This window comes from Sorangium sp. So ce375 (assembly GCF_051473855.1).
Lineage (GTDB): Bacteria > Myxococcota_A > Polyangia > Polyangiales > Polyangiaceae > Sorangium.
In genome coordinates this window covers 4992779-5016568 of record NZ_CP150335.1, presented here as the reverse complement: position 1 = coordinate 5016568, position 23790 = coordinate 4992779, and the positions used below count along the sequence as shown (strand labels likewise).

At 71.3% G+C, this 23790-nt stretch carries 18 protein-coding genes and 3 tRNA genes; 9 read left to right on the top strand and 12 right to left on the bottom strand.

What is annotated here, in order from left to right:
- Positions 1-28: 28 nt before the first annotated feature.
- Together WME90_RS18605 and WME90_RS18600 are read left to right on the top strand one after the other, a co-directional pair.
- Positions 29-1339 carry a tetratricopeptide repeat protein gene (locus WME90_RS18605; protein WP_437282494.1) on the top strand — a complete coding sequence of 437 codons (1311 nt, stop codon included), beginning with the start codon at positions 29-31 and terminating at the stop codon, positions 1337-1339.
- Positions 1326-2597 carry an outer membrane protein assembly factor BamB family protein gene (locus WME90_RS18600; protein WP_437282493.1) on the top strand — a complete coding sequence of 424 codons (1272 nt, stop codon included), beginning with the start codon at positions 1326-1328 and terminating at the stop codon, positions 2595-2597. Before WME90_RS18605 ends, WME90_RS18600 begins: the two co-directional genes overlap by 14 nt.
- Positions 2598-3386: 789 nt before the next feature.
- Here WME90_RS18600 and WME90_RS18595 read toward each other — a convergent pair.
- Both WME90_RS18595 and WME90_RS18590 read right to left on the bottom strand, forming a co-directional pair.
- On the bottom strand, positions 3387-3947 hold the full coding sequence (locus WME90_RS18595; protein ID WP_437282492.1) for a GNAT family N-acetyltransferase: 561 nt from the start codon (positions 3945-3947) through the stop codon (positions 3387-3389).
- Positions 3948-4057: 110 nt separating this feature from the next.
- Entirely contained in the window at positions 4058-5779 is a 1722-nt protein-coding gene (locus tag WME90_RS18590; RefSeq protein WP_437282491.1) for a hypothetical protein, read from the bottom strand.
- A 493-nt stretch (positions 5780-6272) separates the two neighbouring features.
- On the opposite strand from WME90_RS18590, the gene WME90_RS18585 reads away from it, so the two are divergent.
- Positions 6273-7700: a serine/threonine protein kinase gene (locus WME90_RS18585; RefSeq protein WP_437282490.1), complete on the top strand. Its 1428-nt coding sequence runs from the start codon at positions 6273-6275 to the stop codon at positions 7698-7700.
- 108 nt (positions 7701-7808) lie between these two features.
- On the opposite strand, the gene WME90_RS18580 is transcribed toward WME90_RS18585, so the two are convergent.
- The 3 genes from WME90_RS18580 to WME90_RS18570 form a co-directional block, all read right to left on the bottom strand.
- Entirely contained in the window at positions 7809-8579 is a 771-nt protein-coding gene (locus tag WME90_RS18580; RefSeq protein WP_437282489.1) for a hypothetical protein, read from the bottom strand.
- Between the two features lie 257 nt (positions 8580-8836).
- Entirely contained in the window at positions 8837-9964 is a 1128-nt protein-coding gene (locus WME90_RS18575) for a carboxylate-amine ligase (RefSeq protein WP_437282488.1), read from the bottom strand.
- Positions 9961-10947: an ATP-grasp domain-containing protein gene (locus WME90_RS18570; RefSeq protein WP_437282487.1), complete on the bottom strand. Its 987-nt coding sequence runs from the start codon at positions 10945-10947 to the stop codon at positions 9961-9963. The genes WME90_RS18575 and WME90_RS18570 overlap by 4 nt, the downstream gene beginning before the upstream one ends.
- Positions 10948-11339: 392 nt before the next feature.
- Here WME90_RS18570 and WME90_RS18565 point away from each other — a divergent pair.
- From WME90_RS18565 to WME90_RS18555, 3 genes are all read left to right on the top strand, one after another.
- A tRNA-Val gene (locus WME90_RS18565) sits at positions 11340-11411 on the top strand.
- 44 nt (positions 11412-11455) lie between these two features.
- Positions 11456-11532: transfer RNA gene (locus tag WME90_RS18560), tRNA-Asp, on the top strand.
- Between the two features lie 164 nt (positions 11533-11696).
- Positions 11697-11773, top strand: a tRNA-Asp gene (locus WME90_RS18555).
- A 159-nt stretch (positions 11774-11932) separates the two neighbouring features.
- Here WME90_RS18555 and WME90_RS18550 read toward each other — a convergent pair.
- The 3 genes from WME90_RS18550 to WME90_RS18540 all read right to left on the bottom strand — a co-directional run bounded on the left by WME90_RS18550 (position 11933) and on the right by WME90_RS18540 (position 16773).
- Entirely contained in the window at positions 11933-13441 is a 1509-nt protein-coding gene (locus tag WME90_RS18550; protein WP_437282486.1) for a hypothetical protein, read from the bottom strand.
- Between the two features lie 145 nt (positions 13442-13586).
- Positions 13587-14948, bottom strand: coding sequence for a TIGR03013 family XrtA/PEP-CTERM system glycosyltransferase (locus WME90_RS18545; RefSeq protein ID WP_437282485.1), 1362 nt, complete (start codon positions 14946-14948; stop codon positions 13587-13589).
- 367 nt (positions 14949-15315) lie between these two features.
- Positions 15316-16773: a hypothetical protein gene (locus WME90_RS18540; RefSeq protein ID WP_437282484.1), complete on the bottom strand. Its 1458-nt coding sequence runs from the start codon at positions 16771-16773 to the stop codon at positions 15316-15318.
- A gap of 293 nt (positions 16774-17066) precedes the next feature.
- Here WME90_RS18540 and WME90_RS18535 point away from each other — a divergent pair, with 293 nt between their 5' ends.
- Positions 17067-18374 carry a glycosyltransferase family 4 protein gene (locus tag WME90_RS18535; RefSeq protein ID WP_437282483.1) on the top strand — a complete coding sequence of 436 codons (1308 nt, stop codon included), beginning with the start codon at positions 17067-17069 and terminating at the stop codon, positions 18372-18374.
- A 56-nt stretch (positions 18375-18430) separates the two neighbouring features.
- Here WME90_RS18535 and WME90_RS18530 read toward each other — a convergent pair whose 3' ends face one another.
- Positions 18431-19039 (bottom strand): hypothetical protein, encoded by a 609-nt coding sequence (locus WME90_RS18530; protein WP_437282482.1) that lies wholly within the window; start codon positions 19037-19039, stop codon positions 18431-18433.
- Between the two features lie 147 nt (positions 19040-19186).
- A complete protein-coding gene (locus WME90_RS18525; protein ID WP_437282481.1) occupies positions 19187-19495 on the bottom strand; it encodes a YciI family protein in 309 nt (102 codons plus the stop codon).
- Positions 19496-19653: 158 nt separating this feature from the next.
- Here WME90_RS18525 and WME90_RS18520 point away from each other — a divergent pair, with 158 nt between their 5' ends.
- A complete protein-coding gene (locus tag WME90_RS18520) occupies positions 19654-20568 on the top strand; it encodes a hypothetical protein (RefSeq protein WP_437282480.1) in 915 nt (304 codons plus the stop codon).
- 161 nt (positions 20569-20729) lie between these two features.
- Here the strand turns inward: WME90_RS18520 and gloA are convergent, their stop codons facing one another.
- On the bottom strand, positions 20730-21125 hold the full coding sequence (gloA, locus tag WME90_RS18515; RefSeq protein WP_437282479.1) for a lactoylglutathione lyase: 396 nt from the start codon (positions 21123-21125) through the stop codon (positions 20730-20732).
- Positions 21126-21169: 44 nt separating this feature from the next.
- Entirely contained in the window at positions 21170-21643 is a 474-nt protein-coding gene (greB, locus tag WME90_RS18510; RefSeq protein WP_437282478.1) for a transcription elongation factor GreB, read from the bottom strand.
- 259 nt (positions 21644-21902) lie between these two features.
- Between greB and WME90_RS18505 the strand changes: the two genes are divergently transcribed.
- Entirely contained in the window at positions 21903-23762 is a 1860-nt protein-coding gene (locus tag WME90_RS18505; RefSeq protein WP_437282477.1) for an acyl-CoA dehydrogenase, read from the top strand.
- Positions 23763-23790 lie beyond the last annotated feature (28 nt).

The window sequence follows — 23790 nt, the reverse complement described above, 5'->3', positions numbered from 1 at the left end:
CGCAGGCCGCGAGACTAGAGTCCGCCGCGTGTCGGACAAGGACCGAGAGCAGGCCGAAGAGAAAGCCGCACGGAGCGACGGAGATGTCGCCACGCGGAGTGATGGCGACGAGGATGGGACCGCGGAGGCGGCCCCGGCGAGGCCGCCCCGCGGCGCTCCGGTGAAGGACGCCGGCGACGCCAGCGACGATCGCGAAGATGGCGACGACGAGGCCGCGCAGCGCGTGGCCGATGCGCTCGGCGTCGGCGACGCGGACGAGGCTCCCGCGCGGGAGGCGGCGAGCGAGGAGGCCGTCGAGGCGGCGCCGAACCGCGCGGCCCGCCGCCGCGACGAGGCCACCGCGCGCCGTCGCAAGAAGAAGGCGACCGGCGAGGAGCTGCCCAAGGACAAGAACGCCCGCGCGAAGGAGCTGCTCGCTCGCCGCAGGGAGCAGGCCGAGGGGCGCCGCCCTGTCCAGCTGCTGCCGGGCGAGATGGTCGAGGACGCGCTCAGCCGGATGACCAGCGGCGCGGGCCGGTGGATCAAGAACAACTTCCACGTCCTCCAGTGGGGCGTCGTGGCGGCGATCGTCGCGACCGGCGGCGTGCTGTTCTACGTGTCGCGGGCCGAGAAGAAGGACGCCGCGTCCACGTCGGCGCTCGTCGCGGCCGTCGCCGCGGACCGGGGCAGGGTGCTCGCCGAGGACACGCGCACCGACGAGGAGAAGGAGCTCGACATCACGAGGACCTTCAAGACTGCGGACGAACGGTCCTCCACCGCGCTCGCCGAGTACAACAAGGTCATCGACGAGCACGCCGGCACCGGGGCGGCGACCCTGGCGAAGCTCGGGCAGGCCGGCGTTTTGCTCGACAAGAAGGACTACGCTCACGCGCTGGAGGCGTACAGCGTCGTGGTCTCGTCGCCGCTGGCCGGGGCCGATCCCGACGTGAAGGGGCGCGCCATCGAGGGCATCGCCTTCGCCCGGGAGGGCAAGGGCGATCTCGACGGGGCGCTCGCCTCGTTCAAGGAGCTCGAGGCGATCGACATGAAGGGCTACAAGGAGCTCGCGCTGTACCACCAGGCGCGGATCCTCCTGGCCAAGGGCGACACCGACAAGGCGAAGGAGCTGCTCAAGAGCGCGCACGAGAAGCTCCAGGCGCCGTCGACGGAGGGCCGCCCGTTCCAGTTCCTCGAGGCGGTCGTCGAGGAGATGCTGCGCAAGATCGATCCGGCCGCCGTGCCGCCCCGCGCCGCGTTCGGCGGTCCGAAGGGCCAGTCGATGACGCCGGAGGAGATCGAGCAGCTGCTCCGCCGCGCGCGTGAGAACGCGGAGAAGAAGGCGGGCGATGCGCCGCACTAGCCGCGCAGCGGGCGTCGCGCTCGTCTGGTTGGGCCTCGCGCCGCTGAGCGGCTGCGGCAACCTCGGCGTCGCCGCGGCGCCCGACGCGCCGCTCTGGCTGCACCATCCGGGGGGCGCGCTCGGCATCACCATGCGCCGCGAGCTCACCGCGGAGGCGCGCAAGGTCGGCGAGGCCTACGAGCGCGGCCGCCCCGAGATCGACGTCGCGCACCGGCGCGTCTTCGTCGGATCGAGCGATCACGGCCTGTACGCGGTGCGCGCGGACACGAGCGACGTGCTCTGGCGCTTCGAGACGCTCGGCCCGGTGCAGAGCGAGCCGCTCTACGACGCCGCGACCGACGCGGTCTATTTCGGCTCGGACGACGGCGCGCTCTACAAGGTGCGCGCGTCGGACGGCACGCTGCTCTACCGCTTCATGACCAACGCGAAGGTCGCGCGTCGGCCGGCGCTGCGCGACGGCGTGCTCTACGTGACGAACGCGAACGACACGCTGATCGCGCTCGACGCGGCGACGGGTGCGATGCGCTGGCACCAGCACCGGACGCCGGCGGGAGGCATGGAGATCGCCGGGTACGCGGGCCCGGCGCTCGGGCGGGACAAGGTCTACACCGCGTTCTCGGACGGGGTCGTGATGGCGTACGACCAGAAGGACGGGTCCGAGCAGTGGGCGCTCGTGGATCTGGCCGCCGAGGCCGAGCAGAGCGCGGGCGGCCAGACGCCGAAGTACCTCGACACGGACACCACGCCGGTCCTCGGGAAGATCGCCTCGGGCGACGTGGTCTTCGTGGCGGGCTATGCGGGCGGGGTCTTCGCGCTCGACGCCGAGAACGGGACCCGGGCCTGGGTGAACGAGGCGGCGGTCGGCGTCACCGAGCTGCTGCTGTGGGAGCAGCCTGCGCACCAGCCAAGGAGCGGCGGCGGTCCGATCGTGCCCGCCCGGAAGGTGCTGCTTGCGTCCTCCGGCATGACCGGCCTGTGGGCGCTCGATCCGGAGGATGGCCGCACGATCTGGCGCCGGGACCTGCCTGACGGAGGCATCTCGGCCCCCGTGCCGTTCTCGGGGGCGCTGCTGGTGACGACCACGCGCTACGGGATCTTCCTGTTCTCGCCGCTGGACGGGTCCGTGATCGACGGCATCGAGACCGGCGGCGGCATCGCGATGACGCCGGCGGCGTATGGCCGGCGCGCGTTCGTCCTGACGAACGGCGGCTCGCTGCTGAGCCTCGACGTCGAGACGCCCCCGGTTCCGAAAGGCTGAACGCACGTCCAGTTTTGGACGCGGCGGCTCGACGCAGCTGGCAGGCTGAAGGGCGCGAAGGGCGTTCCTGACGGCAGTTCCGGGGCACGCTTCGGAGTCCGGAGGCGTGCTCCTGACCGGGGCACATGGCGGCCAGCTGAGCCAGGCGACAGCGACCGCGGGCGAGGCTGACCCAGGTTGCGCCGACGGGGCGACGGCGACGAGCGCTACGGCGGGCCGGGGTGTTTTGGCCCGAGTGAGGCAAGGCCGGCGAGGCTGACCCAGGTTGCGGCGGCGACCGACATCGCGCGGCCTCAGTGCCGTGGCCGACCCAGGTTGCGGCCGCGCGGGCGGTGAGGCCGACCCAGGTTGCGGCCGCGCGGGCGGTGAGGCCGACCCAGGTTGCGGCCGCGCGGGCGGTGCCGTGGCCGACCCAGGTTGCGGCCGCGCGGGCGGTGCCGTGGCCGACCCAGGTTGCGGCCGCGCGGGCGGTGAGGCCGACCCAGGTTGCGGCCGCGCGGGCGGCGACCGCCGTGAGATCCGCTCGTCAAATAGGCCCCAGGTTCATGAATTTGCTCATGAAATCGAGCCGAGCCCCCTGCCCCCCGCACCGGCCTTGGATCGCATAAGAAACATTATGTCAACTCGCGCCGCCGGCCGACGTTTCGGCCCCCATGGCTGGCGCCGAGCGCAGCCAAGCGAACCCCGTCGCACCCGAACCCCGTCCGCCCAGCTGCCCACGCTGAAACCGCGCCCCCGCCAGCGGGCGCACACCGGCACGCGACGGCCCGATCGAACAGCCCGGCGGATTCAGCCCTCGCTGATCTCGTCGCCCTCGCCCTCGTCCAGCGCTTCCGCCGGCTGTGGCGGGATGGCCGCCCACAGGACGACCTCGCCGGATCGAGTCAGCGGAGCCCCCGCAGCCTCCCGCTCGCTCCGCCACGCGCGGACCCTCGCGGGCGCATCGTCGCCGAGCGGCGCGAAGCCTCCCTTCTTCTTGTAGAACGCCTGCGCCGAGCTCGCGCTCTCCCCGGAGCGAACCACGATCTGCTCCATGCCGAGCTCCCGCGCCCGCTCCTGGAGCTCCGCGAGCAGCCGCCCACCGATGCCGCATCGCTGGTGGTCCGGGTGTACCGAGAGCTCCTCGATGACCGCGACCCCGGGCGCCTCGTCGCGCCAGGCCAGGTAGCCGGCCACCTCGCCGTCCACCTCTGCCACACGCACGTCGTGCCGCCGCGTCAGCGCGGCGAAGTCGGCGAGCGTCCGCGCCTCGACCTCTTCCGTCCCAGCGCCACCCTCACGGGACATCGCCGCGCAGGCCTGCTCCAGCGCGACGAGCGCCGGCAGCTGAGCCTCCTGAAGTCCTGTCACGCGGATCCGCTTCGGGGCTGACCGTTCGTCTTGCATCCCCCCGAGGCTACCGCCGATGCGCGGGATGCCCCACTTCTTGCCGATCGTCGGACCCGCGGCGCCGCGGCTGCTCAGCCGCGCAGCTGGAGCAGCCGCGCGATCGTCTCGCCGTCCCCAGCGGTCAACGGCACGAGGATCCCGAGCGCTGCGCCCCGTGGCGGGGCGTTCCTGCCGTCCATCGGAACGAGCCGAAGCTCCCCGGCGCTGGAGATGCCGATCACCGCGACCCGCAGCGCCGGCAGCGGCTCGATCTGGGACGCGGGCAGCCGCGGCGGCGGCGCCTGCCATTCCCCTTCGTAGGGCGGCTCGCTCCACGACGAGTCCGCCGCGGAGCGGCCACGATCGTCCGTCGGTGCTCCCTGCGACCAGGACGCCGCCCCCTCTTCCGCTCCTTCGCCCTGCACCGCGTCCGAGGGCTCGCCCGCCAACGTCGGATCTCCCTGCGGATTCACGGAGGCGATGCCGTCGTCGGCGTCATCCGGCTCGGCCTCCGTCCAGTCGGCGCGGTCGTCGGATGCGTGGGCCCCCTCCGGCGCATCCCGCGGCACGGCAGCGGGCTTGCCGTCGCCCGCCAGATCCTGCGGGAGCATCGGCGTCTCCTCGTCCAGATCCTCGATCCGGAGCTCCATCAGCACCCGCTGCTCCTGCGGCGTCAGGGGGCGGCGCGTGGTCCCCTCGTCGTCGCCTTCCGGCCAGAGCCGCGGGCGACGCTCGGTCGCATCCTGCGAAGAGCTCGCGCCGAGCGGCGTCCCCGGCCGCCGCGCCAGCGCCGCGGCCATGGCCGTCGACGTCGGCACCGTCGCGCGCTGATCGATCGGGGGATCCGCGTCGGTCGGCTGCTGCTCCCCGCTGGCGCTATCGCGCGCCGCGTCCGCCGCGCCCTGCCCCGGCTCCTGCTGGCCAGCGAGCGCACCCGCGGCCGGGAGCTTGACCGCCGGGACCTCCTCGGTCACCGCGGTGGTCGACGACACCCTGCCGTGGGGCGACGCCGCGAAGCCGGTGATCGCACGCGCGTTCGCCGGGACCCCACGGCCGTGCGAGCCGGCCGTCGAGGCAGCCGCCGCCGGCGGGGCGCCGGACTTCGTCGCGGCGGCGGGGCGCGCCGGGAGGCCCGGCGTGGGGCCGGGCGCGCGCGTCGCGGGCGACAGCTGCGTCGGGGTCACCTCGCGCAGGGCCGCTTGGCTCACCGGCGCGGGGGCGCGCCCCGGCGCGACCGACGCCGGCCGGCCCAGCACCGCCGCGGGCCTGGGCACGCCGACGTCGCGGAACATCGCCGCCGCCGAGGTGATCGGCCCAGGCGGAGCATCGCCGGCAGGCGCGCGGACCGAAGGCGCCCGCATCGCGGCCGGCGGCGCGCTCGCGCCGCTGCGCTCGGCTCGGCCCGCCTCCGCGCCCGGCGGCCACGACGGCCGCGCCGCGAACGACGCCGCCCCCGGCGCGCTCGGCCTGGGCGGCGGCGCGCTCGCCGTGGCGGGAGGAGCGCCGGACGCATGGCCGGGCGCGCTCGCGGCCGCATTCGGCGGCGCGCTCGCGGTCGGAGGCTCTGCGCCCGCCGCCGGATCCCCCTCGATCGCCGCGATCTTCTGGGCGACCTCCGCGGCGGCCTTGAAGAGCTCGAGGGCGCGCAGGTCGGCGTTGGCGTCCGAGGCCTGCTCCGCGGCGCGCCGAAGCCATTTCAGGGCCTCGTCACGCTCTCCGCGCCCCCACAGCGCGGTCGCGGTCGACAGCGCCCAGTGCACGTCTTCGTTGTCTTCGTCGTGCGGCGGCGGGATCGGGCGCAAATTGGCTTCCATGAGGCCTCGTCGAGCAGGTCGCTCCCCGTGTATCACGACTCCAGCGCCCGCGTCTTCAACGCGAGCTGGCGCACTTTTCGCACCTTTACACGCACTTTTACACGCGTCTTTACACCCAACGAATCGCCCCCTCGCGCGGCGCTCTCCTCCGTTCCGCTCCCTTCCGCTCCGCTCCGTTCCGCTCTCCTCCGTTCCCCTGTGTTCCCATCTCCTGCCGCCGCTTCGATCGCCCTGGCCGCGCTCGCTGCGTTCTCCGTGCGGCCGCGCTCGCGTACCCTCCGCTGCGATGCATCGAGGCGCCTGCGCCCCCGAGCTTGAGGTCTGTATACGCTTCGTGGCACCCTGGCTTTGCGGGACCTCCTTCGTGACGTGCAGGCGCGGTGGCGCTGCGTCGCTCCGGCAGACGTCGAGGCTACGGGCCTCCACGAACGTAACGGTGGCACTCGAGCCCTACTCCTCCAAACTCCGCCTCCCCATCTAGTAGGACCACCGCGTGCAGATCCTGTCGGACCTCAAGCCTGGAGACACGCTGGGCCGCTACGAGCTCCTCATGCCGGTCGCCCGTGGAGGGATGGCGGCCGTCTGGGCGGCGCGCCTCGTGGGATCCCGCGGCTTCCAGAAGATCGTCGCCATCAAGACGATGCTGCCGGAGTTCGGCGACGACCCGGCCTTCGAGGCGATGTTCCTCGACGAGGCGCGCCTCGCGTCGCGCATCCGGCACCCCCACGCGGTCGAGATCGTCGAGCTCGGCGACGAGAACGGCGTGCTCTACATCGTGATGGAGTGGGTCGACGGCGACACGATCGCCACGCTGAACAAGCTGGTGAAGTCGACCGGGGGCGTCCCCCTGCCGATCCTCCTCCGCATCGCCTCGTGCATCTGCGCCGGCCTGCACGCCGCGCACGAGCTGCGCGACGACGACGGCAGGCTCGTCGACCTCGTGCACCGCGACATCTCGCCGCAGAACGTGATGGTGTCGTTCGACGGCATCGTGAAGATCGTCGACTTCGGCGTCGCCAAGGCCACGGGCCGCCTGCACGAGACGCACGTCGCCGGCCAGCTCAAGGGAAAAATCCCGTACCTCTCGCCGGAGCAGCTCACCTCGGGCAAGGTCGATCGGCGCGCCGACATCTTCTCGCTCGGGGTCCTCCTGTACACGACCCTCAGCGGCTACCACCCGTTCCGCGGCAAGACGGACGCGAAGACGATGGAGAACATCATCCGCTTCGCCCCCGTCCCCATCCGCGAGCTCGTGCCGGACATCCCCTTCGATCTCGCGGTGGCGATCGAGCGCGCGCTGGCCAAGGATCCTGCAGACCGCTGGAGCGACTGCGCGTCGTTCCAGCGGACGCTCGACCAGATCGCGATCTCTCTCGGCGCCACGGTCACGGACGGCGACATCGGCCGCTTCGTCCGCGAGACGCTCGGGGACGCCGTGACCGAGCGCCGGAAGAAGCTCGCGACGGCCATCCAGCTCGCGGACAGCCGCCTGTCGTCGCGGGGGGAGATCCGCTCCACGGCCGCGCGGCGAGACGAGCCCCGCAGCAAGCGGCCGCCCGCCGGGAACACGCCGCTCCCCGCCACGTTCGCCGGCATCCTCCCCGTCTCCCTCGACGAGCCGCCGCCCAAGTCCGCCGCGTCGATGCCGCCGTCCAGCCGCTCGCGGCCGGTCGCGTCCGCGCCTCCGGCCCTGATCACGCCGGCGCCCCGCCGACGGCGAAGGTGGAGCCGCACCATCTTCCTGCTCTTCCTGGTGGTCCTGCTGCTCCTCTCGGGGGCGGCGCTCGCCGCCCGTGCGGGCCTCCTGCCCGTGCCCGGCGAGGTCCACGATGCCCTGCGCGACGGGCGCGCGCTCCTGCGCGGCGCGCGCGAGCTGCTCCGCGGCGCCCTCGAGCGGCTGAGCGCCCTCCTGGCGGACTAGCTCCGCGCGCGCTTACCGCGACCCGCCCTCCTGGCGGAGGAGCTCCGCGCGCCCGCACCCCCGTCCGCGCGCCGTGGGTTCAGCGCCGGCCGCGGGCCACGCGGCCGGTCACCTGACGCCGGCGGACGGCTCCGGCAGGCAGACGCCGAGCGCGCAGAGCAGGAGGTTGACGTCGCCTGCCGCGCAGTACACCTGCCGCGCGCAGTAGTCGTCGTAACCGCAGAGCTGGTGGCAGGACGCCTCGTTCCCGAGCTCGCCGGTGAACGTCATGCAGGACCAGCCGCTCGACAGCCAGAGCCCCTCGGGCCGCTTCGTATCGAAGAGGCACGCGTCGGCGCGCGTCTCCGGGTCGAACACCTCCGCGGTGCAGGCGTCGCCTCCGGACAGCTTGCTCCGCGCGGCGGACATCGTGTTGAGCAGGTAGGTCACGTCGCACGCCTGCTCCGAGGCCGAGTCCCGTGCGATCCGGGCGCGCAGCTCGTCCTTCCTCGCCGCGTAGGACCGCACCGCGCGGATCGCGCTCGTGACCTGGTTGTTGCCGCCGTCGGGCTTCGTCCCCTCGGCGAGCGCCGCGAGCACCTTCTCGACGAGCTGCTCGGCCTCCGGATCGGCGCCGGCGCCCGCGGAGGCATCCTTCGCGTAGCCGAGCCGGATGGTCGAGGGCGGCGTGCGCGGCGTGCACGGCTTCGCGTGCGCCCAGAGCTCCTCGCTCACGATGGGCGGCCGCTTCGTGAGCGGCTGCTTGCAGACGCCCACCGATCCGGGGGGCAGCGAGCCGGAGGCCCGCGGCGTCGGCTGGCCAGGCCCTTCGTTGACGTACTCGGTCGACGCGCAACCCGCGGCGCCCGCGGCGACGGACAGCGCGAGCAGACAGCTCACCGAGAGAGCTGCGACGCAGCGATGCGGAGCGTTTCCCACGGCCGCACGGTAGCAGAGCCAGCGCGCGAGCAGAAATTCTCGCACGGGGGCGCCGCCGCGCGCCCCGGCCGGCGGCCGCCTCGCCGTGGCCGCCGGCCGCCTCCCCGCCGCTCCGGCCGCGCCGAGCGCCCCGTCGGAGCCGCCCGCCGCCGGGAGGAGCGCGCCTCCTGGCCGCGGGCGTCGCGGTGGCGGCTCCCGCCGCCGGACCGCTCGGGGCCTTACAGCCCGAGGCTCGACTGCTCGATCAGATCGTCGACCACGGCCTCGAAGCTCTTCGTCCGGGCGTAGACCGCGAGCTGGCGATCGGCGCTCGTCCCTTCGTCGAGGATCGTCCGGATCCGCTCGATCTCGTCCTGCGAACCGAAGATCTCCGCCGACTCCTGGACGAACTCCAGCAGCTCGCCGACGAGGAGGCGGACGGGGATCTGCTCCTGCTTGCCGAAGTCGATGAGCTGCCCATCGATGCCGTAGCGCACGGCGCGCCACTTGTTCTCCTCGATGAGCTCCTGCCGGTACTCGCGGAACCCGAGGTTGCGCCGGTAGAGGAGGTAGAGCTTGCCCATGACGGCCTGGACGAGCGCGGCCAGCGCCACGGTGTCGTCGAGGCGCGTGGTCATGTCGCAGATCCTGATCTCGACCGTGTCGAAGAACGGGTGGGCGCGCACGTCCCACCAGATCTTCTTCGCGTTGTCGATGCAGCCCGTCTTCACGAGCAGGTCGACGAAGCGCTGGAAGTGGCCGTACGACTCGAAGAGCCCCGGGATCCCGGTGCGCGGGAAGCGCTTGAAGATCTCGCTGCGCGTGCTCTTCAGCCCCGAGGAGCGGCCGAGCCAGAACGGCGAGCTCGTGGACAGCGCGAGGATGTGCGGCAGGAAGTAGCGGACCTGGTTCGCGAGGGCCATCGCCACCTCGCGATCCTTGATGCCGACGTGGACGTGCAGCCCGAAGATGAGGTTGGCGCGCGCGACGTCCTGCAGGTCCTCCACGATGCACCGGTAGCGCTCGCCGTCGGTGATCTCCTGCGTCTTCCAGTCGCTGAACGGGTGCGTACCGGCCGCGACGATCCGCATCCCCCCTCGCTGCGCGAGCGCCTTCAGGCTGCCGCGCAGCTCGACGAGCTCTCCCCTCGCCTGCCGGACGTCCCGGCAGATGCCGGTGCCCGTCTCCACGACCGACTGGTGCATCTCCGGGCGGGCCCGGCCGCGCAGCAGCTCGTGGCCCTGCCCCCCCTCGAGCAGCTGGCTCACGTACGACCGCAGCTCGCGCGTCTCCGCGTCGACGATCTGGAACTCCTCCTCGATGCCCAGCGTGAACTGGCCGTCGAGGAGCCCCTCGACCGTGGTCATGACCTTGTCGCCCCTAGCCGGACCTTGCCCACGGAGGGCCGGACGAGCCTCGACCACGCGTAGCCGTCCCTCGTCCGCCGGTCGCCTCGCGCGCACTCCACGGCGAACGCGACCATCCAGTCGACGGCGATGTTGAAGTACCGCTCCCGCAGGTGCTCGACGTGCATGTCCGGCGCCGGGTTCGTGAAATCGATCGCGTACGGGACGCCGTCGCGGATCGCGAACTCGACCGAGTTCATGTCGTAGCCGAGCGCGTTGTTGATCTTTGTCGCGTCCTCGATGACGCGGTCGTGCAGCGCCTTCGGGAGCCACCGCTCGTCCTCGTGCTGCACGTAGCAGCCGCGGAGCCCCGTGGGGCCGATCGCCTTGGGGTCGTACTGGATCGGGAGGATGCGATCCCTGCCGACGCAGATGCAGCGGACGTAGTCGTCGAAGTCGATGAACTCCTGGAGGGTCATGACGTTCTGCCCCGAGCTGTTGTAGGCGGCGAGCAGCTCCTCCTGGTTCCGCACCACCGACACGTCCTTCCATCCACCGCCGTCCGCGGGCTTGAGGATGGCCGGGAAGCGCACGTAGTCGATGATCGCCTCCCAGTTGAGCGGATACTCGAGGTTGCGGAGGCTGCGCTCCTTGACGATCGCCGGGATGTAGTCGCGCTGGGGCAGCATGACGGTGCGCGGTATCGCGATGCCGATCTGCGACGCCAGCGAGTAGCCGAAGAACTTGTCGTCCGCGCTCCACCAGAACGGATCGTTGATCACGAACGCCCCGCCGAGCGCGGCGGCCTTCAGGTAGAAGCGGTAGTGCTTCACCTCCTGGCTGATCCGGTCGATGAGCACCCGGTACGGGCTCTCGAACCGCTCGGGCGTCCCGCTGAGCTTCGCGATCTCTGCCCGGACGCCCGGAACCTTGTTGCACCTCTCGAGGAAGGCCTGAGGGAACGACTGCTCCCAGCCGACGAGGATGCCAATCTTCTCCGCCATACGTTGCTATCTCCTCAACTACGCGTACACACGGCCACCGCCGCTGACGCACAGCGTAGCGCGGACACATGGGAATTTTGCGCTGTAATTGTATCGATGAGCTCGCTTGTCGCGCGGCTCGACGGCTCTGTTCGCCGGTCTGTCCGGTGTGTTCGTGACGGCGATCGCAGGCGCAGCACAGGAGCGACGCAAGGCGGAACCGGAACTGGAGCCGAGCGGCAGCGCCCACGTCCCCCCGCGGTGCGGCGGCCTGTGAGGCAGCGCTGGGCGGACGGCACGGAGAACGGGGAACGTGAGCGGAGACGCGGGCTGGATCGGCCATGGACGGAGGCGACGAGAAATAAATCTTGACGGACTCCGTTCGGCGAGTACAGTCGCGCACCTCTCCGACGGGGCGGGTAGCTCAGCGGCAGAGCGTCGGCCTTACAAGCCGATGGTCGCAGGTTCGACCCCTGTCCCGCCCACTCCTGGGCTTAGGGGCCTGGGTGAGCTGTAGAGATGTCAGTTTGGGGTGGTAGTTAAGTTGGTTATAACGCCGGCCTGTCACGCCGGAGGCCGCGGGTTCGAGTCCCGTCCACCCCGCCAGCTTTCTTCCTGTCATCTGAGTCGATGCTCGTCCGAGCCTCCCTCGGTTGGCCTGTATCAGTCGATGCAGGCTGGCGAGGAGGTCTGGCCCGTGGCGAGCATTCTCGTGGGAAGCAAAGCCGAGCAGGCTCAGCGCTCGCTGAGCGAGCGGATCGCTGACGTCTGGGGTGGTAGTTAAGTTGGTTATAACGCCGGCCTGTCACGCCGGAGGCCGCGGGTTCGAGTCCCGTCCACCCCGCCAACGCTTCTAGAATCTCCGACGCGTGGTCGCACGCGGTCGCCCGCTGCTCATGGGAGCCGGACGCCGGCGCTCGCTGAGCCCTCACCGCGCCGCGATCAGGCCGCTGGGTAGCCCCCCTCGCCAGCCGCTCAGGGCTCGTGGCGCGTAACGCGCATCGCCTCAGTCGCTCCGCGAGAGCGTGAGCAGCGCCTTGACCTTCGCATACGAGATGTAGGGGTTGTCCTCGGCGCCCCCGAGATCGTCGTCGTCCTCGCCCGCTCCCTGGGCCCGGACCGGGATCCAGAGATAATCCGGATGGAGCTCCTTGCCGTTGACCCCGTTCACGATCGAGGGGTTCTTGATCCACTCGCCGCCCAGGATGGTGAGGTCGTCGTCGAGCTCGAGCACGTAGTGCAGCTCCGACACGGAGAGCGGGACGTCGCGCTGTTCGGGCGGCGTGAGCAGCGTATCGCCGGTGACCGAATCGGAGATCATCCAGAAGCGCGCCGCGACCCGGACGAAGCGCGTCGCGGCCGGGTTGAACCTGTAATTGTAGCAGTCGGCGCCCGCATACGCGCCGCCGCACAAGAGCCGCGCCGCCTGCCGGACGTCCACCTCCTCGATGGTGTCGATTGAGAACTGCTTGACGGGGAAGCTCCACACCTCGACGTCCCAGGTGTGGTCGACGACGAACATGAGCCGCGTTCGCTGGGTCGAATCGGTGTGGAGCGGCTTCGCTCCGACCCCGAGCAGCTGGGTCATGGCGACGTGCATGGTGGCCGGGTTGAGGTCGCGGCAGGCGGGGTCGAGGGGCCTGCCGTAGACGTCGCGCATCGTCCGATCGGCCCGCGTTTCGCAGCGGCGCCCCGAGAAGGTCACCGAGTCGCTGAAGTAGAGCTCGCTCATGAGCGCCTCGATGTCCGCCATGTGGAACAAGACGCAGCCGGGCGCGTCCGCGGCGCACTCGGTCACCTTGCCGTTGACGAGCTTCACCCGGACGTCGCGGCGCGGACCGGCACCCTCGGCGGCGACATAGGCCGACCATCCGTTGCAGTGCCCCCACCAGTACTCCGGATAGACACCCTGGTAGAGCCCGTGATGCTGGAGCTCCCAGCGCGTGGCCGGACCGGCAACGACCACCGCCGGCTGGATATAGGGAGGATTGCGCAGGTACGTAGGTCTCCGGAGGTCGTCCAGGCTCCACGTGGCGATGCTCCCGAGCATCTCCATCTGCCCCGAGTGGAAGAGGACGTCGTATTTCTCGACGGGAGAGATGTTGTCCGGGTCGGAGGTCCGATCGGTGTAGTTCTTGTAGGCCGAGTTCCAGCGATCGGCGATGCCGTTCTGCCGCTGCGGCCACCAGTTGGAGGCGAACGCGGTCGACTGCGCCTCGCCCTCTCGGAGCGTCGAGTTGAGCTGGAGCAGGGACCCGCGGAGATCAGGGTGCAGCTGCGAGGGCAAGTTGGCGCCGTCGATCGCCTCGCGGCCGTCGGTTCGAGGGATGAGGAGCTGGTGGGCTCCGCCGAGGATCTGGCCGCTCTCAGGCGAGAAGCCGAGCACGTAAGGCACCTCTCCGCCTTCGATGAAGCGGAAGGTCGAGCCGTTCAGGCTGCTCGTCGCGACGGCGACGCTCTCTCCCGGCTCCGGGTCCAGCTCCGCGCAGCCCAGGACCAGAAACACCGAGCTCACGACGCTCGCCCTCGTCCACAAATTCATCGCCAAACCCCCCGGAGACCGGCGCCCGCCGATCCCCCGGGCGTTCTCTGCAGAGGGCGCGCCACCGGGCCCGGCGTTAAAGAGCGCAGCCATTGCACGGGGCGGCTGCCGGTTCCATTCACCGTGCGCCGATGCGCCAGAGCACGACCTTCACGGTGTCGATGAGGATGGAGATATCGAACCAGAGCGAGAAGCTCTTCATATAATAGAGATCGTACTGGAGCTTCTCCAGCGCGTCCTCGGCGGACGCGCCGTAACGGCAGCGCACCTGCGCGTGCCCCGTCACTCCAGGCTTCACGAAGAGCCTCTGCCGGAAGAAGGGGATTTGCCTCTCCAGAGCGTCGATGAACTCGGGGCGCTCGGGCCGCGGCCCCACCATGCTCATCTCGCCGACGAGCACGTTCCAGAGCTGCGGCAGCTCGTCGAGCCGCGTCTTCCGGATGAACCGCCCGACGCGGGTCACGCGCGGATCGTTCTCGGTGGCCCACGCGGCCCCGTCCTTCTCGGCGTCGGTCCTCATCGAGCGGAACTTGTGGATCCTGAACGGCTTCCCGAGAGCGCCTGTCCGGATCTGCGAATAGAGCGCCGGCCCCCTGGAGTCGAGCTTCACCAGGGCGGCTGTGAGCGCCATCAGCGGCAGCGCGAAAACGAGCCCGGCCGTCGCGCAGACGACGTCGAAGATCCGCTTCGCGACAAGCGTCCGCCGCCGCACGCTGAACCCGTGAGAGAAGATGATCTGGCTCGGCTTCAGCTCGCGCACGTAGATCTTGCCGGTCACCCGCTCGTAGAAATCCATGCCCTCCTCGATCTCGACGCCGCGGAGCTTCAGATCGAGCAGCTCTTCCAGCGGGAAGGCGGCGCGGCGATCGGAGGTCGCCACGATCACCGCCCCGACGCCGCGCTGCTCGACCAGGCGCCGGATGTCGCGGTATCTCCCCACGATCTCGGCCTCGTCGATCGGCTCCCCATCTCGGATGAGCCGGCCGGCAAGGCGCAGCCCGAGGACCTCTCCGTCCTTCCGGATGAGGGCCGCGCACGAGCGGGCGAGCTCGCCCGAGCCCAGCACGACCGCGAGCTTCGAGAAGCTCTCGCTCCTCATCACCCGATCGCACGCCGCGCGCCACGCGGGGAGCACGAGCGCCGCCGCCCCGAGCGACGTCAGGAGCACCCGGTCGCCGATCTGCGCGTCCGGCACGAGCCAGAACGCGAGCCACAGCACCGCCGCTGCCAGGCCGAGCGCCCGGAACGTCGTCAGGAACAGCGCCCGTGCCCTGGGAGGCTCGGGCCCGTACAGGCCATGATAGTAGAGCGACGCCAGAGCGACCAACGAGATGCTCGCTGTCCGTCCGAAGCGCTCCCCATCGAGCGTGTGCTCCCAGCCCACGAGCACGCCCGGCGCACAGCACACAAGGAGCGAGAGCAGGCTGGCCTCGACAAACCACACGATGGCCCGGCGCGGCGACCGGAACAGCTCCAGCATCGTCCCTCCACTCGTCTAGCCCCGCGCCCCGGGCGGTCACGCGTCACGGCGCGTCGCCTCTGGCGGGGCACACACGGTTGTAGTTGAACCTACAGTAGGGCAGACCGGGGCAGATCGCCAGATGCCTCCGACGAATCTGATTCCATGACGGCGGACTGAGCCGCCGTGAGCGAGGCTGGGCGCGGCGAAATCGGCGCTGTCGCGGCCAGGATGCGCTGATGACGTGCGGGCTGTCGTAGGGAGTCGCGGCGCGGGAACGCCGGCGACGGACTGCATACGTCGAGCCCTGAGCGCCGCGTGCACCGAGGCGGATCCGCGACGCGGGTAGGCGCCCGGCCGGGAGCGCGATGGGGGTGTTGAGGGGGCTTTATCGCGTGTCGCGTGTCGCGGGCGGGCCGGCGCGCGTGGGCTGCGGCTCGTCCGGGGTCTCGCCGGAGGCATCGCCGCGGTCGTCGGGCTCGCGGCCCGGCTCGGGCGCCTGCCAGCGGCCGGAGGGCATTCCCTGGATCATCGCGCTGCGGCGCTCGTCATCCCACGCGCCGTCGGGCTCGCGGCGGATCATCCGGTGTCGGTCCGTCGACAGCGTCCCCGAGATCCCGGCCGTGACGATGCTCCTCAGCGAGCCGCCGGCCTCGCCTGCGCTCGGCGCAGGATCGAGCGCGGCGCGCACGTATTCCAGGTCGACGCCGCCGCTCAGCGCGACCCCACGCAACACAGGATAGGAGATCTCCGCGCCAGCGAGCGCCGTGATCGTGGACAGCGACCCTTCCCTGGAGGGCGCTGGCGCGCCGAGGGCCAGATGGAGCGGTGGATTGGCGGCGACGGGGGCGGTGCCGGTCGAGAAGCGAACGACTCCCGTCACGATGAGATCGCGGGTCGCGCCGCCCCGGGCGGGCCGAAAGCTCGCTTCGACGGACGCCTCGTGCTCGTGTCCGAAGCCGATCCGCGGCCCGAGCGACGTGTAGGAATACGCATAGCCCGCCGTCAGCCGATAGCGCTCTTCCACGTAGGTGAGCCCGAGCCGCGCCGCCGGCGCGATCACCGCGTCGCGCGACGACAGCACCGGCGGTGGGCTCGCGACGGTCACGCCGCCGGAGATGCGCGTCGAGACGTTCCGGGTGAGCTCGTGAGACTCGGAGAGGAGCGCGGCGCCGGCGTGGACGCGGGCCGCGCCGCGGGTGAGCTCGGTGTCGAGCAGCGCGTGCCGGTACTGGGTGAACTCGTACCTGAGCTCGGGTGTCAGCGTGTCGAGCGCGCCCAGGTCGACGGAGGTGCTCACCTCGGCGCGCCCCGTGTGCGCGTCGACGCCGACCGCCGCGGGGTCGTCGGCCGAGAGCGCGCCCGCCTGCTCGTAGCCGACGCCGAGGCGCACGGACGACCGCCGCGACGCGGTGATGGAGAGGGCCGGTCCGGCGGAGAGCGTGTATTGCAGGCGATCACCGGACAGGAAGGGATCGCGCGCGGCGAGCGCGTCGTCGGCGCGCACGCCGAGGCGGGTCGCGAGGTAACCTGCCGCGGCCATGGAGAGGTCCGCGAGCGGTGAGAGCGCCCAGCCCGCTCCCCCGCCGAGCCGCGCCGAAGCGCTGTCGGAGGAGGGCGTGACGCGATCCGCGCCGAGCGAGACCTGAAGGACCCGCTCGTAGCTCCCATCGACGCTGAACCCATAACGCGACACCTCGCCCCGGAGAGAGCCCTCGATCGAGCCCACGACGCCCGCCATCAGCGCTCCCGAGCCCACGTCCCCGACGTTCGACGCCACGCTGTGCTCCACCGCCCCCCGCGCCGTCACGTCGGAGTCCCACATCGGCAAGACGAACGAGAACACGCGCCCCCTCGCTGTCGAGCGGCAAGCCCCGCGGCGCGGAGCGACCCGATTCGGCCGCCCCTCCCCGGCAGCACGCCCGGCGCCGGGAGCGTCCCACGTTCGATAATGTTTGCAACATTACAAATCTGACCTCGGCCTGCCGCGGGGCGCTGCGTATCAGGCCCGCGCAGCGGCGCCGGAGCGCTCCGGGGAGGGGGCCAGGGCGTGCGCGGCGCGCGCTCGCGGCGTGGACGTGCGCCGAAGGGGCGAGACGGACCCCGGAGTCCATCGCTGCCCCCGCTGAGGGGGGAGGAATGAAACGTAATATGTATTACGTCATGAAGTGGGGTGTGAACGTGGGCAAGAGGGAGGCGGACTGGTCGAGGCCGCTGCGCGTCCTCTGGGTGACACGCATCTTTCCGAACCGGGTTGAGCCGCTGTCGTGTGCTTTCCAGCGGCAGCAGCTCGCTGCCCTGTCGCGCCGCTGCTCCGTGGAGGTGCTCGCGGCGATCCCGTACCACCCGGGCGTGTCGCTCCTGGGCGAGCGCACGCGCCCGGGCCGGCTGGTCGCGGTGCCTGCGCGCGACGAGATCGATGGCGTCCCGGTGGTCCACGCGCGCGCGCCGTACCTCCCGGGGGCCGGTCGGGTGCTGGCGCCCGTGAACGCGCCGCTCTACCTGGCCGGGCTCCTTCCGTACGTCCCGCGGCTGCGGGGTCGGTTCGACGTCGTGCTGGGGGCGTGGCTCTACCCCGACGCCTGCGCCGCGGCGCTGCTCGCCCGGATGCTCGGCCTGCCTTACGCGGTGAAGGCTCACGGCACCGACGTGAACGTCGTGGCCCGCTGGCGCTCGGTGCGGCCGCTCGTCGGCAGCGCGCTCCGGTCCGCCGCGTACGCCATCGGCGTGAGCCGGCCGATGGTCGAGTCGCTCGTCGCGCTCGGCGCACCGAAGGAGCGCGCGATCCTGGTCCGCAACGGGGTCGACCGCGCGCTCTTCCGCCCGGCCGATCGGCGCGCTGCCCGGCGCGAGCTCGGGCTCCCGGCGCGCGGGCGCATCGTGACCTTCGTCGGGCACGTCAGCCGGGAGAAAGGGATCCACGAGCTGCTGCGCGCGTTCGAGGCGCTCGGCAGGGACGGAGGCGAGCCTGTCCATCTCGTGATCGTGGGTGACGGCCCGGAGCGGGCTGCGGTCGAGCTGGCCGCCGCGCGGCGTGATCGCGAGCCGGCCGGCCTGCGCGAGGAGCGCGGCCGGATCATCGCGGTCGGGGCGCGGCCGCTCTCCGTGGTTGCCCGCCACCTCGCCGCCACGGATCTGCTGACGCTTCCGAGCTGGGCGGAAGGAACCCCGAACGTGGTGCTCGAGGCGCTCGCGGCCGCGCGGCCTGTGGTGGCCACCCGCGTGGGGGGCATCCCGGATGTTGTGACGTCGGGACGCACCGGCCTGCTCGTCTCGCCGCGTGACGCGGGGGCGCTCGGCCTGGCGCTCCGCGAGGCGCTCGGGCGAGCCTGGGACGAGGAAGCATTTGCCGAGGCGGCGCCGCCGTCGTGGGAGGAGAGCGCCGAGGCGCTAGGGCGGCTGCTCGCGCAGGCGGCGTTCGGGGGCGACGGCCGGGTCGCCGCCTGAAGGCGCGGGGCGCGCGGAGCGATCGATCGACGGCCGCCCGCCCCCCTCGCCCCTCATCACCACGAGATCGACCAGGCGCAGCGCGGCGCCCCGCGGTGCCTGCAGGCCGTGTGCTCGACCGCGCTGCGCCGGCTGCCAAGGAGCGCGAGGCCCGCCTCGATCCACCCCGAGATGCCGTGGCTGCACATGTAGAGAGGCACGCCGCCGCCCGAGAGGGTGGCCGTCCCCGCGGCGTCGCCGATGGCCGTCACGCTGAAGTCGCCGTACTTGAAGTAGGTCCTGTAGATGAGGCCGAAGCGCTTGACGAGCACCGGCGGCGAGCCCGCCGCAGCCATCGTCTTGTAGGTCGTCGTCAGGTCCTGCCGGGCGATCTCCGCGCCGAAGGTACGCATCTTCTCCATCCTGCCGGCGAAGAGCCCGTGCAGGAGCGCGCAGTCGATCTCGAGGAGCGGCGCCATATCGTGCCAGGCCAGCGGCATCGGCGGATCGTCGAGGTAGCGGGCCGCCTGCGGCGAGAGCTGCCGGCTCAGATCCGCCACGACCCGCTGGCCGTAGCGCTGACGCAGGGCCTCGGCGCGGGAGCCGATCAGCGTGCCCTTCACGAGGTTCCCCTCGCGGAGGACCTGAGGATCGCCGAGGAACTGGGCGGAGTCTGGCGTCGGCATACGGCGGAGCGCTCCTGGTCTTCGCCGAGTATAGCGACGGCGCCGCGCCGCTGTGCGGCGGATTTGCGTCATGCATCCGCGGACTTGTCTACCCTCCGCCTCCCTCCGCCTCCCTCCGCCTCGCGATGATTGGCGCGGCGCTCGCTGTCAGGGCTTCGAGGCGAAGACCCTGTCGAGCTCCTCCTTCCCGAACACGGGCGCCCAGGGCAGGAGCTCGTACTGCGCCAGCCCCTTCTGGGTGAAGGGATCGCCGTCCCGGATCCGATCCAGCGTCGCCCCGGCGCCCTCGTCGGGCACCCGGAGCAGGAGCACCCCGCCGTAACGGGGATCGAGCGGCCCTGACACGAGCACGAGGCCCTGCTCCATGAGCCCCTTCAGATAAGCGCGGTGGACGTCGACGGCCGTCAGCACCTCGTCGAGCGGTCGCCTGTAACGGATGATCGCAATCGCGTACATGATGTCGTGAGTCCTCGCGCCGCAATCTACCAGAGCACAGCGCGCCCGGTCGGACAGTCTGTACCTGCCAGGGCGTCCCCCGACGGAGATCGCGCGGTCCCCCTTTCCCTTCGCGCTTTCGTCTGGCAGTGTGCGCGCCCTCCGCTGGAGACACCTGTATGGCGCGACCCCCGAAAGCAGCACCTGCTCCCGTTCTCCCGTCCTCGCCGGCCGCCGCGCTCGCTGCGTACGGCCGCGTTGAGCCGAAGCTCCTCGAGCTCGGCCCCGACGACCTCGTGACCGTCTACGTCGAGGTCCCCAGGGCCGTGAGCTCCGTGCTCTCCGCCCTGCCCCACCTGCGCGAGCTCCGCGACGAGATCGTCCGGGATCTCCCGAACCATCCGATCGCGATGCTGGACGAGCTCGAGGACTACGTCCTCGCGGCCTGGTACGCCGATCTGCTCTACACCACGCCCGCGAGCGAGCTCGACACGAAGAAGCTCACCGAAGAGGCCGGCACGCTGCGCGAGGGGCTCCTCGTCGCCGCCGAGGCGCTCGCTTACAGGAACCTGCTCGACAAGCAGCGCGTCGCCGACATCCGCAAGGGCAAGGGGCACGCGGATCTCGCGGGCGACCTCATCGCGCTTGCCGAGGTCTTCCGCGCCTCGTGGGACAAGGTCCGCGCCAAGACGGCGGTCGAGGACGCGGAGCTCGAGCGCGCCGCGGATCTCGGCGTGCGCCTCCTCGCCGCGCTCGCCGCGAAGCCCGGCAAGGGCTCGTCCGCGGCGCCGAAGATCACCGACGCCGCCGATCGCCGCGCCCGCGCGATCTCGCTGGTCGCCAAGGCGTACGAGGAGTGCCGCCGCGCCGTCGCGTACCTGCGCTGGCACGAGGGCGGCGACGGCGATCTCGCCCCGTCGCTGCTGCAGAAGCCGCGCGGCCGACGCCCGAACGCCGAGAAGGCCGCCGCGGCCGCGAGCGGCGCGTCGTCCGAGCCGCCGACGAAGTCGCCCGACGACGCGTCCGCGGCGGAGGGCGACGCGATCTCGTCCCCCGAGCCGGCGAACGACGCAGCGCCGGTCGTGAGCGCCTGATCGCCCGCGCCTCGCGAGCGCGAGGCGCGGCGAGCGCAAGCAACAAAAAGAGAGGGCGCGGCAGCGTGGAGGCTTTCCCGGCCTCCTACCGCTCCGCGCCCTTCCCTGCCTCGACGCCTCTCGTCGACGTCGACCTGCTGGCCTCGACGTCCCGGGTCCGGCTACCGGCTCCGGCTCGCCTCCTCGATGAGCTCGACCTTGTAGCCGTCCGGATCCTCGACGAACGCGATCACGGTCTTGCCGTGCTTCATCGGGCCCGGCTCGCGCGTGATCTTCCCGCCCGCCGCCCGGATGCGGTCGCACGCCCCACGGATGTCGTCGACCCCGAGCGCGATGTGCCCGTACGCCGTGCCGAGCTCGTATTTGTCCACGCCCCAGTTGTACGTGAGCTCGATCTCGGCATGTTCGGGGTTCTTCCCGTAGCCGAGGAAGCACAGCGTGAACTTGCCGTCCGGGTAGTCCTGCCGCGACAAGAGCTGCATCCCGAGCACATCCCTGTAGAAGCCGATCGAGCGCTCGAGATCGCCGACCCGAAGCATCGTGTGCAAGATCCTCATGCCGATTCCCGTCTCCTTCTCCGGCCTTGGCGCCCGTGGGGCGCTCAGCCGTACCGCACTGAGATGAGCTCCATCTCCGCCTCGCCCGCCGGGCGGCGCACCGTGATCACGTCCCCCGCGCGCTTGCCGAGGAGCGATCGACCGACCGGCGAGCGCCAGCTGATGCGCCCGGCCGCGCTGTCGATCTCGTCCTCGCCCACGATCTGGTACGTGTGGCGCGCGCCGTCCTCGTCCTCGACCTCGACCGTCGCGCCGAAGAAGACCTTGTCGCCGCGCTGCTCCGACGGATCGACCACGACCGCCTTCTCCAGCCGCTTGGTCAGGAAGTGCATCCGCCGGTCGATCTCGCGCAGCTTCTTCTTGCCGTAGATGTACTCCGCGTTCTCGGAGCGGTCGCCCTGCGCCGCCGCGTCGGCGACCTCCTGAACGATGCGCGGCCGCTCCACGGAACGGAGCCGCGCGAGCTCCTCGGACAGCTTCCTGGCCCCGCTGGGCGTGATGTAAGCCGGGTCGGACATGGTCGATCGCGGGCGAGCCTACGCCGCGCCGCTCGCCAGTTCAACGCCGTGGAGCCCGGCGCGGAAGCCCCTCCGAGACCCCGCCTCGGATGCCCCGATCTCCATGGATCTCCATGCGATTCTCCACATGTCGCGGACGAATGTTGACGCGGCGCGGCGACGTGCTAGGCGAATGAAGAACTGTGCCGCAGCTGCGCGGAAGACCGGGAAGGGAACCGGCTGCCAGCGCCCCCCTGCCGCGGCAACGAGGAGGTCTCCCATGTCGAACGCTCAAACCCACCAGAACCGCTACAAGGCCGACCTCCGCGAGATCCGCTTCCTCCTGTTCGAGCAATTCCGCCTGGACGAGCTGCTCGGCAACGCGCCGTACGACGCGTGGGGGCGCGACGAGGTCTCGATGGTCGTCGACGAGGCGTACAAGTTCGCGTGCGAGGTCTTCGGCCCGCTCAACGCGGTCGGCGATCGGATGGGCTGTCGCATCGAGGCGGGGCAGGTCAAGACCCCGCCGGGGTTCAAGGACGCGTGGGACAAGCTGTACGAGGCCGGGTGGAAGTCGGTCTCGGTCTCGCCCGCCTACGACGGCCAGGGCGGTCCCTTCACGCTCTATACGGTGGTGGAGGAGTTCCTCTGCGGCGCGAACGCGGCGCTCAACATGTATCCCGGGCTGACGTACGGCGCGGCTGAGGTGATCGAGCACTTCGGGACGCCGAGGCAGCGCGACCTCTTCTTGAAGCGAATGTACGGCGGGCAGTGGAGCGGGACGATGTGCCTGACCGAGCCCCAGGCCGGGTCGGACGTCGGCTCGTCGCGCACGACCGCGGTGAAGCAGAAGGACGGCAAGTACCTCATCCGCGGCACGAAGATCTTCATCTCCGGCGGCGATCAGGACCTCACCGAGAACGTCGTTCACCTCGTGCTCGCCCGCGTCGAGGGCGCGCCCCCCGGCACGAAGGGGCTCAGCCTCTTCGTCGTGCCCAAGATCCGGGTGAACGACGACGGCTCGCTCGGCGCGCCGAACGACGTCGTCGTCGGCAACATCGAGCACAAGATGGGCATCAACGGCTCGTCGACGTGCGTGCTCAACTTCGGCGAGAGCGACGCCTGCCTCGGGGAGCTCGTCGGCACCGTCGAGCACCAGGGCATGCCGCAGATGTTCCGGATGATGAACGGCGCGCGCATCTCCGTGGGCCTGCAGGGCGTGTCGGTCGCGTCCTCGGCGTACCTGAACGCGCTCGAGTACGCGAAGGATCGCAAGCAGGGCTCGTCGATCCTCCAGTGGAAGGACGCGACCGCGCCGCGCGTGCCGGTCATCGACCACCCGGACGTGCGGCGGATGCTGCTCGACATGAAGAGCCGCGTGGAGGGCATCCGCGCGCTCATCGTCAAGCTCGCGCGCCACCAGGACGCGGTCGCCGTCTACCAGGGCAAGGACGACCGAGCGGCGGCCTACAACCAGGGCCAGGTCGACCTGCTGGTGCCGCTCGTGAAGGCCTACTCGTCCGATCAGGCGTTCCGCGTCTGCGAGACGGCGATCCAGACCTTCGGCGGCGCCGGGTACACGAAGGACTACCCCGTCGAGCAGTACTGCCGCGACGCGAAGGTCTTCTCGATCTACGAGGGCACGAACCACATCCAGGCGATGGACCTTGTCGGGCGCAAGCTCGGCCAGGCCGGCGGGTCCAACCTGCAGGCCTTCCTCAACGACGTGGCCGAGTTCGTGAAGGCGAACGAGAAGCACCCCGTCCTCGCCGCGAGCGTCAAGGAGCTCCGCGAGGCGCACGAGGCCGTCGCCGGCAGCGCCATGCGGCTGCTCTCGTGGTTCCAGATGGGCAAGATGCCGATGGTGCCGCTCGCGGCGAACCGCTTCCTCGAGATGATGAGCGAGCTCGCGATCGGCTGGCTCCTGCTCGACGGCGCGGTCATCGCGCTCAAGGCCATGGAGGGACTCCCGGCCGGCGACGCCGGCGCGAAGGACCGCGCCTTCTACGAGGGCAAGAAGCACGCTGCCCTCTACTTCGCGGCCAACGTGCTGCCGCACGCGAAGTTCTCCGCCGAGATCCTCGGGCGTGAGGACTCGTCCGCGCTCGACATCCCGGCCGACGCGTTCGCGACCGTCTGACCTCCCTCCCCGCGCCGGCCCCGCCTTC

Excerpts from the sequence above, each read along its gene's own strand:
- WME90_RS18535 (WP_437282483.1), top strand. The coding sequence starts at position 17,067 with ATGAAACGTAATATGTATTACGTCATGAAGTGGGGTGTGAACGTGGGC.
- WME90_RS18600 (WP_437282493.1), top strand. The coding sequence starts at position 1,326 with ATGCGCCGCACTAGCCGCGCAGCGGGCGTCGCGCTCGTCTGGTTGGGC.
- WME90_RS18575 (WP_437282488.1), bottom strand. The coding sequence starts at position 9,964 with ATGACCACGGTCGAGGGGCTCCTCGACGGCCAGTTCACGCTGGGCATC.
- WME90_RS18530 (WP_437282482.1), bottom strand. The coding sequence starts at position 19,039 with ATGCCGACGCCAGACTCCGCCCAGTTCCTCGGCGATCCTCAGGTCCTC.
- WME90_RS18545 (WP_437282485.1), bottom strand. The coding sequence starts at position 14,948 with ATGCTGGAGCTGTTCCGGTCGCCGCGCCGGGCCATCGTGTGGTTTGTC.
- WME90_RS18525 (WP_437282481.1), bottom strand. The coding sequence starts at position 19,495 with ATGTACGCGATTGCGATCATCCGTTACAGGCGACCGCTCGACGAGGTG.
- WME90_RS18520 (WP_437282480.1), top strand. The coding sequence starts at position 19,654 with ATGGCGCGACCCCCGAAAGCAGCACCTGCTCCCGTTCTCCCGTCCTCG.
- WME90_RS18570 (WP_437282487.1), bottom strand. The coding sequence starts at position 10,947 with ATGGCGGAGAAGATTGGCATCCTCGTCGGCTGGGAGCAGTCGTTCCCT.
- gloA (WP_437282479.1), bottom strand. The coding sequence starts at position 21,125 with ATGAGGATCTTGCACACGATGCTTCGGGTCGGCGATCTCGAGCGCTCG.
- greB (WP_437282478.1), bottom strand. The coding sequence starts at position 21,643 with ATGTCCGACCCGGCTTACATCACGCCCAGCGGGGCCAGGAAGCTGTCC.
- WME90_RS18590 (WP_437282491.1), bottom strand. The coding sequence starts at position 5,779 with ATGGAAGCCAATTTGCGCCCGATCCCGCCGCCGCACGACGAAGACAAC.
- WME90_RS18505 (WP_437282477.1), top strand. The coding sequence starts at position 21,903 with ATGTCGAACGCTCAAACCCACCAGAACCGCTACAAGGCCGACCTCCGC.